Consider the following 12,881-nt stretch of genomic DNA (forward strand, 5'->3'; position numbering starts at 1 on the left):
ATGTGCGAAGGCCCCCGGGACGGCAGACGTCCAAGAATTTATCCCCGTTCTAAAACGTCCGTCCGCCCCACCTTCACACATTCATGATTGTTTCACATTCTAATGATTTTGTGAAAGGTGATGAGGTTACATTTCGGTAGATGTCCGGCTGCGGCTGGTGCTCCTGCCGCTCTTCACCCTTGCTGCCCAAATCAGTGCCAGGCCGATCACAAAGCACAGTACCGCCGTGTAGTTGATGACGTACTCTATGGCGGCCCAGTCCCTGGGGATGACCGGGAAAAGAAGTGAAAGGGCGATGGCAATCGCGCCCGCTGCCAGAAGCCCCGCTGCGAGCCGCACCAAAACAGGCAGGCGGCTTCGCACAGCACGGAGCATGGCCGGCAGCAGGACCAGCGAAACGTAGGACGGGTATGCCCGGCCGGCAGCGCCGTAGTACTCAACCAGCACTCCGTTACGGACATTCGTTCTGGCTATTTCCACAAGCCCTGCCGAGGAACCTGCCGTATCCATCATGAAGAACACCGCCATGAGCACCAGGGAGATGGTGAGCAACACGGCCATTCCGGCCTTGCCTGTGATCAACCGGTAAGCACCATCGGCACCAAACCCCTTCGTGACGCGGATGCCCACGAAGTAGATGGCAGCAAAGATGACGAAGCGCAGCAGCAGGTTAGCCAGGTTGATCCCGCCCAGGGCCTGGTCAATCGCGACGTAGGGCCCCTGGATGCTCAGAAGAATAGCCACGGTCATCAGGGCGAAGATGTAGAACACGGTTCTGTTCTCCCCGCGCAGCGCACTGGGTATTCGGGCCAACGCGATCAGGCCGCAGATGGCCAGTGTGCTCCACTGAAGAATTGCTATCATCCCAGGTTCTCCCATATCTTTTCCGTCTGCGCTTGGTCCTGTTCCTGCCGGCGCAGAACTTTGCCCAGGGCCTGCAGCCTGTCACCGGCAAGGGCGGTAAGGTCGCCGTCGGACAGGCTGTCCAGCGCCGCCTGCCGGGCGCCGGGAGGCCAGCCGGCCTCCTCCTCGGTGATCAGGCCGGTGGCCACCAGCCCGTCCACAGGTCCGACGCCGGCTGCCAGCGCAGTGGCTACGGCCAGTTCGGCGGACAGCCGGTTGGCACTCAACTGCGCGGAATAGTTCTGGGGAGCCACCCCCGTGGCGGCGGAGACCCGGTGCCGCACCTCGCCGTCGTCAATGGCGTCCACCCAGTTCTTGACGGAGGTGGCGTGGGGTGCCGGGGTCAGCGCCGGGGGCCTTTCGCCGGATTTCCCGGCAGTTTCCATGGCAGGGCGCGCCAGCAGGGAGCGAAGGAGGTCGGCAGTGGAAATCTGGCTGACCAGCTCACACCGGGTTGGAGGACGGGCGGGACCCCCCAGCTCCCGGTACGGCTCGAAATCGGCGAGGGCCGCTACCGGATTGATGTTGTAGGCGCGGCTGATGCTGACCACGGTGCTCACGGATACTTTCCCGCGGACCAGCTGCTGCGCAAGCGTGGTCCGCTTGATCCCTGAGACCCTGCAGACATCTGCCGTGCTGGCGTCCGGCGCGATGCCGTGCAGCCAGCGCTGGAACGCCTTGGCGGGGAGGGTCATGAAGAGCTCTCTGCAGAACGGACACTTGACTTGATTTTAGCTGCCCTCATGCAGCCGATTTTACCGGCGGGTCCGATTCGACTATGCTTGATGGTCGAGCCCGTTGGTCCGTACACCCCCCAAGTCCGGACCAGCGGGTTCTTTATGTCCTGCGGGCCCGAACACCTTGTCCCTGGTGATTTCGCAAGGCAATGCCGGGACGCTTCCGGCAGGAAACCGGCTGCACACCGGTGAAAGGACCGATCGATGACTGCAACGCTCGTTGCCAAGGACGTCGCCGGCGGCCATGACCACCGCCGGCTCTTCTCCAAGCTTTCCCTCACTGTTGCACCCGGCGATGTGGTGGGAGTGGTTGGCGCCAACGGCGCCGGCAAGTCCACCCTGCTGAGGCTCCTCGCCGGCGTCGACGAGCCGCAGGAAGGCAATGTCAGCCTTGCTCCCGCGGACGCGTTTGTGGGCTGGCTTCCCCAGGAGCATGAGCGGGTCCCCGGTGAGACAGTGGCAGGGTACATCGCACGCCGCACCGGCTGTGCCCAGGCCACGGCAGAAATGGAATCAACCGCAGAAGCACTGGGCTCTGGCGCACCCGGTGCCGACGACGCTTACGCCCGCGCCTTCGACCGGTGGATGGCTTCCGGCGCCGCCGACCTCGATGACCGCATCCCTGCCGTCCTGGCGGACCTCGGCCTGGAGGCCGGCCCGGACGCGTCCATGACCGGGCTCTCCGGCGGCCAGGCGGCGCGGGTGGCGCTGGCGGCGCTGCTGCTCAGCCGTTTCGACGTGGTGCTCCTGGACGAGCCCACCAATGATCTTGATCTTGCGGGCCTGGCCAAACTGGAGGACTTCGTCAAGGGCCTTCGCGGCGGTGTTGTCCTGGTCAGCCATGACCGCGAGTTCCTGGCCCGCTGCGTCACGACGGTGGTGGAACTGGATCTGGCCCAGAACGACGTGGCGGTTTACGACGGCGGCTATGACGCGTTCCTGGAGGAACGCGCCGTCGCGCGCCGGCATGCCCGGGAAAGGTACGACGAGTTCGCCACCACCAAGGCCGATCTTGTCTCACGTGCCCGGACCCAGCGTGAATGGAGCTCGCAGGGCGTCCGGAACGCCATGAAGAAGAACCCGGACAACGACAAGATCCGCCGCGCCGCCAGCAGTGAGTCCTCAGAAAAACAGGCCCAGAAGGTGCGGCAGATGGAATCCCGCATTGCCCGGCTGGACGTAGTGGAAGAGCCCCGGAAGGAATGGCAGCTTCAGTTCTCCATCGGCAAGGCCCCCCGCTCCAGTGCCGTGGTGGCGACCCTCCGTGACGCGGTGGTGCAGCAGGGAAGCTTTACCTTGGGACCGGTGAACCTGCAGCTCAACGCGGGGGAGCGGGTCGGCATCACCGGCCCCAACGGAGCCGGCAAATCGACCCTGCTTCGCCTGCTGTTGGGTATCACTCCACCGGACTCGGGCAGCGCCTCGATGGGTGCTTCGGTGGCCATCGGCGAGATTGACCAGGCCCGCGGGTTGCTGGCAGGCCACCTGACCCTCGCATACGCCGTCGAGGCCGTCCTGGTGGACCTGAATCCGGCAGAGGTCCGCACCCTCCTGGCCAAGTTCGGATTGAAAGCGGACCACACGGCCAGGGCGGTTGAGTCCCTCTCGCCCGGCGAGCGGACCCGGGCAGCGCTGGCCCTGCTCCAGGCCCGCGGCGTGAACCTCCTGGTCCTGGACGAACCCACCAACCACCTTGACCTGCCTGCCATCGAGCAGCTTGAAGAGGCGCTGGAAACCTATGACGGCGCACTGCTGCTGGTGAGCCATGACCGGAGGCTGCTGGAGAACGTGCGCCTCGATGTACGTTGGGATGTGGACAGCGGCAGGGTCACCGAGCAGCACATCAGCAGCAGCATCTGAACCGAACGGCAGTGTGGGCAGTAATTTGAGCGCGGAGCAATATCGATGAGCATGGAACGGGTTGCCCTGAGCTCCCTTCACAACATCACCCGGGCCAAGACCGGTTTGAAGCCGTTCTCCAAAGCCACACTGAAGCGGGTCCTTGCTTTCGCCCGCCCACACCGGGGGAAACTGCTGGCTTTCGTGGCACTGTCCGTGGTCATGGCCTTCCTGGCCGTGGCCACCCCGGTCCTGGCGGGGCAGGTGGTGGACGCGATTGTGGCCAAGGCCGGCGCCGGGGAGGTGATCCGGCTGGCGGTGCTCATCGCCGCCGTCGCTGTTGCGGAGGCGGGTGTGGGCCTGCTGAACCGCTGGCTGTCCTCCACCATTGGGGAGGGCGTGATCCTGGACCTGCGCACCCGGGTCTTTGACCACGTGCAGAAGATGCCGATTGCCTTCTTCACACGGACCCGGACCGGTGCCCTGGTGAGCCGCCTGAACAATGACGTCATTGGCGCACAGTCGGCTTTTGCCGGCACCCTCTCCGGGGTGGTCAGCAACGTGGTGGCGCTGATCCTCACACTGATTGTCATGCTGGGCACCTCGTGGCAGGTCACGGTCCTCGCCATGATCCTGCTGCCCGTCTTCCTCATCCCGGCCCGGCGGATAGGATCCAAGCTCGCAGACCTGCGCCGGGAGGCGGCCGACCACAACGCCGCCATGGGCACGCAGATGACCGAACGCTTTTCAGCTCCCGGTGCCACGCTGGTCAAACTGTTCGGCAGGCCCGACGAGGAATCCCGGGAGTTCGCAGTACGTGCAGGACGTGTGCGCGACATTGGCGTCCGGACGGCCATGCTGCAGTTCACGTTTGTCACGGCACTGACCCTCGTTTCCGCCCTGGCCCTTGCCCTGGTCTACGGGCTGGGTGGATGGCTGGCGATCACCGGCGAGCTGGCCGCCGGTGATGTGGTGGTACTGGCTCTGCTGCTCACCCGCTTGTATGCACCACTCACAGCCCTGTCCAACGCGCGCGTGGAAATAATGACCGCCCTGGTCAGCTTTGAACGCGTATTTGAGATCCTGGACCTCAATCCACTGATCCAGCAGAAGCCGGGTGCCGTACCTGTTCCGCCGGGTCCGGTGTCCGTGGAATTCGACGACGTCCGCTTCGCCTATCCCTCAGCGGACAAGGTTTCGCTGGCCTCGCTGGAGGAGGTATCCACCCTGGACACCCGCGGCGGCGAGGAAGTGCTGCACGGCATCAGTTTCCGCGTGGAGCCGGGCCAAACGGTGGCCCTGGTGGGATCCTCAGGGGCGGGCAAATCTACCGTCGCCCAACTGCTGGCACGCCTGTACGACGTGGATTCCGGGGCAGTCCGGCTGGGTGGCACCACGCCCGGCAGTGGCCTGGACGTACGCGACGCCACCTTCGACTCCCTCCGCGACACACTGGGAATGGTCACCCAGGACGGCCATCTCTTCCATGAAACCATCGCCTCAAACCTTCGCCTGGCACGGCCGGACGCCACCGGGGAGGACATGTGGGAGGTCATCCGGCAGGCACGGCTGGAAACCATGATCCGGTCACTGCCGGACGGTCTGGAAACAGTGGTGGGGGAGCGCGGCTACCGGCTGTCCGGCGGTGAGCGCCAGCGCCTCACCATCGCCCGGCTGTTGATCGCCCAGCCCCGGGTAGTGATCCTGGACGAGGCCACAGCCGCACTTGATTCCACCAATGAGGCAGCCGTGCAGGCCGCCCTGGGAGCGGCACTTGAGGGACGGACGGCCGTCGTCATCGCCCACCGGCTGTCCACCATCCGGGCCGCCGACGCCATCCTGGTGGTCGAGGACGGCCGGATCGTGGAACGCGGAACCCACACCGAGCTGCTGGCTGCTGAAGGCCGTTACGCCGAGCTGTACCGGACCCAGTTCGCCGAGGCCACTGCGGTGGCCCAGGAGGCTGTTCCGGAGCTTTAGGCGTCCGGTCGGCGGGTTTGCAGCCGGGCACCGCCGGGCGGGCCACCGCCATGCCCCAAAGCCGCCGACTGCGCAGCGGCCAGCTCGGGCAGGATGTGGTTTGTCAGCAGCGGGGCAAGGTCCGCGGGCAATGCTGCGCGCGGATCAAGGGCCGCCAGGTCCAGCCACCGGATCTCCGCGATCTCCGCGGACGGGTGTGCCTGCCATGTTCCCGGCGCGCGGAATACAGTGGCTTCGATGTCCGTGGCGGCCTCGTTGGCGGCGTCGGCGATCCAGACGCCCATCAGCTCCAGATCCCCCGGGTCGATGACGATGCCCACCTCCTCCGCCAGCTCGCGGGCGGCGGCCTGGGCGGCTGTCTCACCGGCTTCCGGCTTGCCGCCGGGATGCATGAACATGCCTGTGCCGCGCTTGCGCACGGTCAGGAGCCGGCCCGCGCGGTCGAACACGCAGACGGCGGACACCACGATCCGCGCCTTCACCTGGCAACACCCCGCAGGAGGCGGGAGGTCAGCAGCAGGTCCTTGCGCGGCCCGGTGACGTCCCAGCTGTAGCTGAACGCGTCCGGCCCCTCCCAGGCGTAGGCCACGCGGTAGGTATCGGGATTGCACCAGTGGTTGTCCAGGTTGGCCTCGGGGGTAAAGCTCATCCGGTGGAAAGGCCGCCCGTCGGGGAAAAACACGTCCAGGGCATCCGGGCGCCCGGCCGGCCCCAGCAGGTATTCACGGGAAGCGGGGCCGGTAAAGGAGGGCCAGCGCATGGTGCCTTCTTCGCGGAGGGCCAGGCCGCCGTCGTCGGTCGGGGTAAAAAGTACGACGCCGGAAAAGGTTCCGCGGGTGCCGTCCGCCCGGTCCAGCAGGTCCCGCTCAAGAGTCCAATGCCCAAGGCTTGGGCGGCCAGCCGCCGGCGGACCGGCGGGGCCGGGCTCATGGGTACCCAGCAGGTAGGCACGGAGGTCAAACTCCGGGGAACGAACATTCAAGTGCCCTCGATTGGAATCGAACCAACGACACCGGCTTTAGGAGAGCCGTGCTCTATCCACTGAGCTACGAGGGCGGGCGTCCGAAGATCGGCAGGGCCGGTCCGGCCGGACACGGATACAAGCATACAAGGTGTGGGGCCGTACTACGCTCAAGGCATGAGTTCAGTCCCGAACGCCACTCCCGCGGTGGCCTTCATTCCCGACACCACCTCCACCCGGCAGTACATCGGGGCGTGGTCCGTTCTGAGCGTGCTGCAGTACTTTGCGGCCGAAGCGGCAGTGATCGGGGCCTGGGCGGGTCCCAGGCCGTACGACCTGCGGACCGGCTACATCAGCGACCTCGGTGCAATCAACTGCGGCATATTCGACGGCCGGGAGGTCTGCTCCCCGTTGAACTGGCTGATGAACGCCTCATTCGTGGTGCAGGGGATGGGGATGCTGCTGGGTGCATTGCTGCTCAGCTCGGGGCTGCTGTGCGTGGCTGCCCGCGCCGGTGTGCGGGTCCGGCCCGGCCGCAGGAAGCCCTGGCTGGCAGCTGTCTGGGTGCGGATCCTGACCGGTACGGCCGGGGCAGGAACTGTCATTGTGGGGCTCGTGCCGGAGGACGTGGGTTCCGGCTGGCACTTTGCCGGAGCTGTCATGTATTTCCTCGCAGGCGCCGCGGCCCTGCTGGTGCTGGGCATCCTTTGGCTGCACAAATCGGGGATGGCCTGGTTCATCCTGGTGTGCGGCGGGGTGTCGCTGGCCGCGCTGGTTACCGGAGCCCTGACCCGCATGGACATCCCTGAGCCGGGCACCCTGGAACGGCTGATGGGTTACCCCGTGACGCTGGGGATGGCGACGGCGGGATTAGTTGTTGCCCAGCGTGTGCACCGGCACCGGAAGCAGGTGCGGGCGGCAGCAGCTGTCAGGTAGTTCTTTTTGCCTTCCGCGCGTTCAGCACCACTGCTGCGGCTCCCGCCAGCAGGCTCAGGACCAGCAGTACCCAGCCGGCAACGGTGAGGCCGGACGCCAGGGCCACCTGGCCGGCGTCGGGTGCATCCGCCGCCATCATGCCGTCTATGGCCACGTTGGCCCAGAGGCGGACCACTACGAACAGCAGCGGCAACGCCCACAGCGCCCAGCGGAGCGCCTTCCGGGCCACATTGGTGCCGATCAGCAGCAACCACGTGAAGCCGAAGATCAGCGGGAAAAGCGTTCCAGCTGTTTTGTGGACGTAGTTGAGCTGGCCGCGCGCGTCAGCATCCATTGCAGCCTGCAACTGGCCGATGTACCCGGGGTCAAAACCACCGACCAATGAATCGGGCATGGCCAGGCCGCCCGACAGCTGCCGCAGTTGGTCCAGCGTCAGCAGGTGCAGGTACCAGAACAGGAACAGGCTGACCACCACGCCGGCAATCAGAATGAGGTTGCTGTTGTTTTGGGCTTTTTCCGGGGTGCGGGCAGTGGTGGGGTTCACAACCGGTGGCAGGTGGTGCTGCGGCACCACCGCCTTGGAACCGTGCTTCTTAATCCGCTGGGCAGGGGTTTTGGCCATGGCACCATTATCCCGCCCCATAAACTGAAGCCATGACCATTGGCCGGCACAGTGCAGCTGAACTTGACCCATCATTGGACGACCACCAGTTGGCGGCAGCCCTGGTCCGCGAGGCAGGGCAACTGGCGTTGCTGATGCGGATGGCCGGGCTGCAGTCGCAGCAGAAGACGTCCATCTCGGATGTGGTAACGGCCGCCGACCATGCCGCCGAAGCCTATGTGCTGGAACAGCTCCAGCGCTGCCGTCCCGAGGACGGAATCCTGGGCGAAGAGGGCGCTTCCGTCCAGGGCAGCAGCGGCCGGACCTGGGTGATCGATCCGGTGGACGGCACCTACAATTTCCTGCACGGTTCCACGTACTGGTGCTCCGCCATCGCCCTGAAAGACAGCTCCGACGTTCTGCTCGGAGCCATCTTCCAGCCGGAGGAGGACAAGCTCTGGCTGGGCGGACCTGCCCACCCGGCCACCCTTAACGGGGAGCCGCTCACCGTCTTCCACAACAACCGGGGAGAGCGCAACGCAACGGCCGTCGCCCAACTGGGCGCCGCCACCTACATCCATCCGACGTGGCTCATGGACCCGCTGTGCGCCATGCCGTGGCATGCAGCGGCAACCTCCGCCGCTGCGCTCCGCATGCTCGGTTCCGGCTCCTGCGACCTGGGCAGGGTGGCGGACGGGCAGCTGGGCTGCTGGTTCCAGCACAGCTGCCCCGAATGGGACTGGCTGCCCGGCAAGGCCATTGTCCGCGCCGCGGGCGGCGCGGTGGACACAGTCCGGGTGAACGGCCTGGAATGGTTCATGGCGGGAGGAACGACGGCGGTACGCGAGTTGCGCGCAGCCCTCGAGTCCGGCTCGGTCGCCTGACACTTCCGGCCGTTGGCGCCCGTAATCCACAGCCTGGAACTGGGTGTCGGTCCCACCGCCTAGACTTGTAGGCACCATGGATATGTTGTTTGACCCGTACTCTGACGGACCGTTCAAAGCCGCTCCCGCAGCAGGCACCCGTACCAGGACGCGTCCTGAAGGCGTGGCCACCGCGGCCGGTCCGGGCGGCAGCGTGCCGTCCGGAAACCACGCGGACGCTGGGCACCTGGGCGGCCCGCAGGCGGGCGGCCAGCATTCGGGAGGCCAGCACTCGGGAGGCGAGTCCGGCGGGCAACACCATGCCACCCGCCGCCTCGACGCGGCCCAGCTCCTGGAGGGCCTGAACCCGCAGCAGGAGGAAGCGGTCAAGCACGCCGGTTCCGCACTGCTGATTGTGGCCGGCGCAGGTTCCGGCAAGACCCGCGTACTCAGCAACAGGATCGCCTACCTGATCGCCACCGGACGCGCCCACCACGGCGAGATCCTGGCCATCACCTTCACCAACAAGGCCGCCGCGGAAATGCGGGAGCGCATTACAGCGCTTGTCGGCGGCCGCGCCAAGATCATGTGGATCTCCACCTTCCACTCATCCTGCGTCCGGATCCTGCGCCAGGAGGCCGCCAACGTCGGCCTGAAATCGAACTTCTCCATTTATGATTCCGCGGACTCTCTGCGGCTCGTCACCCAAGTATCCAAAGCGCTTAACCTGGATCCCAAGAAGTTTGCCCCCAAAGCCATCCAGCACAAGATTTCGGCATTGAAGAACGAACTGATCGATGCCGATTCCTATGCCTCAGCGGCAAATTACAACGATCCCTTCGAGCAGGCTGTGGCTGAGGTATACAAGGGCTACACCCAGCGGCTGCGCCAGGCGAACGCTATGGACTTTGACGACCTCATCGCCGAGACCGTCTTTATGTTCCGCGCGTTCCCTGCGCTCGCGGAGTCCTACCGGCGCCGGTTCCGGCATGTACTGGTGGACGAATACCAGGACACCAACCATGCCCAGTACGCCCTGGTCCGCGAAATTGTGGGGGAGGGGCCCGGGGCATCGGAGCTCACCGTGGTGGGCGACTCGGACCAGTCCATCTACGCCTTCCGCGGCGCGGACATCCGGAACATCGTGGAGTTTGAAAAGGACTACCCGGAGGCCCGGACCATCAAGCTGGAGCAGAACTACCGCTCCACCCAGAACATCCTCAGTGCAGCCAACTCGGTGATCTCCCGCAACCCCAACCGCCCCGAAAAGCGGCTGTGGACCGCGGAGGGCGAAGGCCACAAGATCATCGGGTACGTGGGCGAAAACGAGCACGACGAAGCCCAGTTCATCGCCAAGGAGATTGACCGCCTCCAGGACGAGGACAACCTCCGCCCCGGCGACGTCGCGATCTTCTACCGGACCAACGCCCAGTCCCGCTCCATCGAGGACGTGCTGGTCCGGGTGGGCCTGCCCTACAAGGTGGTGGGCGGCACGCGCTTCTACGAGCGCAAGGAAATCAAGGACGCCCTCGCGTACCTCCGGGTCCTGGTCAATCCCGACGACGACGTCAACCTCCGCAGGGTCCTCAACGAACCCAAGCGCGGGATCGGCGACCGCGCCGAAGGGGCCGTCGCTGCCCTGGCCCAGCGCGAACGCACATCATTCATGGCTGCCGCCCGCCGGGCCGAGCAGGCCCCGGGCATGGCCACCCGTTCCGTCAACGCAGTCCTTGGCTTCGTGAAGCTGCTGGACGACCTCGCGGAAGTGGCAGCCGGCTCCGGTGCCGCCGCGGCCTTGGAAGCTGTCCTGGAACAGACGGGCTACCTGGCTGCGCTGCGGTCCAGCACCGATCCCCAGGACGAGTCCCGGGTGGAGAACCTGGCGGAACTCGTCGCCGTCGTCCGTGAATATGAGCGCGACAACCCCGAAGGGTCGCTGGAGGCGTTCCTGGAGCAGGTGTCACTGGTGGCGGACGCCGACCAAATCCCGGATGCGCCCGGCGCCGACATCGACTCCGCGGTGGCTGAGGCAAAGCGTCTTGGCGTGGTGACCCTGATGACGCTCCATACTGCGAAGGGGCTCGAATTCCCCGTGGTGTTCCTGACCGGCATGGAGCACGGCCTGTTCCCGCATCAGCGTTCAGCAACCGACCCCAAGGAACTGGCCGAAGAACGCCGGCTGGCGTACGTGGGCTTGACCAGGGCGCGGAAGCGGCTGTACGTCACCCGCTCCGAGGTCCGCAGCATGTGGGGCCAAAGCCAGTACAACCCTGCCAGCCAGTTCCTGGAGGAAATTCCCGCCGAACTGCTGGAGTGGAAGCGTGAAGGCACCAGCAGGCAGGCCGGCGGCTGGGGCGGCGGATCGATCGGCTCGGGCCGCTACAGCGGATCCTTCTGGGGTGCCGGCACGGCCCGCGCCGCAGCGGCTGATCCTTCGGCCGGCTTCAACTCCGATGTTCCCGCCGTCATCGCCCGGAACCGGGTGCAGCCGCAAAAGGAAATCGTGGCCGTCAGCGTGGGGGACAAAGTCAACCACACGAGCTTCGGCAACGGGACCGTCCTCGCCCTGGAAGGCGCAGGGGACAAGACGGTGGCCAAGGTGAAATTCGATGTCGGTGAAAAGCGGCTGCTGCTGCGATACGCGCCGCTGACCAAGCTCGACGCCTGAGGACACAGGCGGGGCGAAGCCCTTGCCCGCTTCCGCCGGCGGTACTACAGTTCAGGAACCTTTCCCCAGCAGCCGTACTCGACATGTCGGAGTGGCACCATGAACATCCTGTTCGCGAGCCAGGCAATTGACGGCCACTTCAATCCGATGACCGGAGTGGCCATGAAGCTGAAGGAGCGTGGCCACGACGTCCGCTGGTACACGGGTCCCGTGTTTGCCGGAAAGCTCAAGGACCTGGGGATTCCCCTCTTTCCCTTCAAACGTGCCATCGAGCACCGCGCTGACAACCTCTTTGAGCTGTATCCGGAAAGGGCCAGGCTCAAAGGCCCCCGGGCCATCGGGTTCGACGGCGAAAAAATCTTCGCCAGCAACATCAGCAACTTCCTGGAGGACCTGCGGGAACTGGACCAGGAGTTTCCCTTCGATGCCCTTGTGGTGGACAGTTCCATGTTTATCCAGCGGCTCGTCTCGCACCTCATGGGCAGGCCCGTGGTGAGCGTCGTGGTGATCCCGAACATGGAAAGTGATCCGCTCGTACCCCCACTGTTCTTCGGCTTCCGGCCGGCCCGCAACCCCGCTGACAAGGCCCTGCAGGCAGTTGCCGGGCTGTTGTCGGACAAGGTCATCCTCCGCCCCGCGGACCAAAGCTACCGGAGGCAGCACTCCTTTTACGGGCAGGAAGTACCCAAAGGGGGCAGGCTGACCGACGAGACGTACCGGTGCTCGGACGCCATTATCCAGGCGGGCACTCCGTCCCTGGACTTTCCGCGCCGCAACCACAACCCCAAGGTCCATTACGTGGGCGCACTCCTGCCCTACCGACGCCCGGGAGCCCCAGCCGGGGAGCCATTGCCGCAGGGATACGGCAACACCATTGTGGTCACCCAGGGCACGGTGGACAACGCGGACCAGGAGAAGCTCATCATTCCCGCCCTGGAAGGGCTGAAGGACATGGGTGCACTGGTCATTGTGGCAACAGGCGGCAGGGGAACCGCCGAACTGAACCAGCGCTATCCGCAGTCAAACATACAGATCCGCGACTATGTGGACTTTGCCGCCGTCTTTGAGTCCACGGACGTCTTCGTCACCAACGGCGGGTACGGCGGAGTGCAGCTGGCCCTTTCGAAGGGTGTCCCGCTGGTGGTGTCCGGCATCAACGAAGGCAAGAGCGACGTCAACGCCCGTGTGGAACATGCCGGGGCAGGCATCAACCTCCGAACCGAATCCCCCTCGCCGGAAAAGATCCGCAGGGCCGTGCATTCCATCCTGGCCGATCCGAAATGGAAGAACCGGGCGCAGCAGATGCAGCAGGACTTCGCCCGGCAGGACCCGGCCGAGGCAGCAGCACGCGTCGTCGAAAGCGTGCTCAGCTCCAGGAGAACGCCGTAGTAAA

At 65.5% G+C, this 12,881-nt stretch carries 11 protein-coding genes and 1 tRNA gene; 6 read left to right on the forward strand and 6 right to left on the reverse strand.

From position 1 onward, the window contains the following. Positions 1 to 126 precede the first annotated feature (126 nt). Positions 127 to 864, reverse strand: a complete 738-nt coding sequence (locus NXY83_RS04865) for a hypothetical protein (protein ID WP_258804961.1) — start codon at positions 862 to 864, stop codon at positions 127 to 129. Then, the gene (locus tag NXY83_RS04870; protein ID WP_258804962.1) at positions 861 to 1,598 is read right to left on the reverse strand and encodes a hypothetical protein; all 738 of its coding nucleotides are present in this window, start codon (positions 1,596 to 1,598) and stop codon (positions 861 to 863) included. The genes NXY83_RS04865 and NXY83_RS04870 overlap by 4 nt, the downstream gene beginning before the upstream one ends. A gap of 246 nt (positions 1,599 to 1,844) precedes the next feature. Here NXY83_RS04870 and NXY83_RS04875 point away from each other — a divergent pair, with 246 nt between their 5' ends. Continuing rightward, positions 1,845 to 3,500: an ABC-F family ATP-binding cassette domain-containing protein gene (locus NXY83_RS04875; protein WP_258804963.1), complete on the forward strand. Its 1,656-nt coding sequence runs from the start codon at positions 1,845 to 1,847 to the stop codon at positions 3,498 to 3,500. Between the two features lie 45 nt (positions 3,501 to 3,545). After that, positions 3,546 to 5,459, forward strand: coding sequence for an ABC transporter ATP-binding protein (locus tag NXY83_RS04880; protein ID WP_258804964.1), 1,914 nt, complete (start codon positions 3,546 to 3,548; stop codon positions 5,457 to 5,459). Here NXY83_RS04880 and NXY83_RS04885 read toward each other — a convergent pair. The 3 genes from NXY83_RS04885 to NXY83_RS04895 all read right to left on the reverse strand — a co-directional run bounded on the left by NXY83_RS04885 (position 5,456) and on the right by NXY83_RS04895 (position 6,515). Next, positions 5,456 to 5,941, reverse strand: a complete 486-nt coding sequence (locus NXY83_RS04885) for an NUDIX hydrolase (RefSeq protein WP_258804965.1) — start codon at positions 5,939 to 5,941, stop codon at positions 5,456 to 5,458. The two genes, NXY83_RS04880 and NXY83_RS04885, sit on opposite strands and share 4 nt — an antisense overlap. Further along, on the reverse strand, positions 5,938 to 6,441 hold the full coding sequence (locus NXY83_RS04890) for a DUF6314 family protein (protein WP_258804966.1): 504 nt from the start codon (positions 6,439 to 6,441) through the stop codon (positions 5,938 to 5,940). The genes NXY83_RS04885 and NXY83_RS04890 overlap by 4 nt, the downstream gene beginning before the upstream one ends. A gap of 1 nt (position 6,442) precedes the next feature. Next, positions 6,443 to 6,515, reverse strand: a tRNA-Arg gene (locus tag NXY83_RS04895). Between the two features lie 82 nt (positions 6,516 to 6,597). Here NXY83_RS04895 and NXY83_RS04900 point away from each other — a divergent pair. Beyond that, complete coding sequence (locus NXY83_RS04900; protein ID WP_258804967.1) at positions 6,598 to 7,356, forward strand: DUF998 domain-containing protein; 759 nt, start codon at positions 6,598 to 6,600, stop codon at positions 7,354 to 7,356. Here NXY83_RS04900 and NXY83_RS04905 read toward each other — a convergent pair. Next, positions 7,349 to 7,978: a hypothetical protein gene (locus tag NXY83_RS04905; protein ID WP_258804968.1), complete on the reverse strand. Its 630-nt coding sequence runs from the start codon at positions 7,976 to 7,978 to the stop codon at positions 7,349 to 7,351. The genes NXY83_RS04900 and NXY83_RS04905 overlap by 8 nt on opposite strands. A 32-nt stretch (positions 7,979 to 8,010) precedes the next feature. On the opposite strand from NXY83_RS04905, the gene NXY83_RS04910 reads away from it, so the two are divergent. From NXY83_RS04910 to NXY83_RS04920, 3 genes are all read left to right on the forward strand, one after another. After that, positions 8,011 to 8,841 carry an inositol monophosphatase family protein gene (locus tag NXY83_RS04910; RefSeq protein WP_258804969.1) on the forward strand — a complete coding sequence of 277 codons (831 nt, stop codon included), beginning with the start codon at positions 8,011 to 8,013 and terminating at the stop codon, positions 8,839 to 8,841. An 82-nt stretch (positions 8,842 to 8,923) separates the two neighbouring features. After that, a complete protein-coding gene (gene pcrA / locus NXY83_RS04915; protein WP_397427591.1) occupies positions 8,924 to 11,488 on the forward strand; it encodes a DNA helicase PcrA in 2,565 nt (854 codons plus the stop codon). 99 nt (positions 11,489 to 11,587) lie between these two features. Further along, entirely contained in the window at positions 11,588 to 12,877 is a 1,290-nt protein-coding gene (locus NXY83_RS04920; protein ID WP_258804971.1) for a glycosyltransferase, read from the forward strand. The last annotated feature ends 4 nt before the right edge of the window (positions 12,878 to 12,881 follow it).

This window comes from Pseudarthrobacter sp. NS4 (genome assembly GCF_024758005.1).
GTDB lineage: Bacteria > Actinomycetota > Actinomycetes > Actinomycetales > Micrococcaceae > Arthrobacter.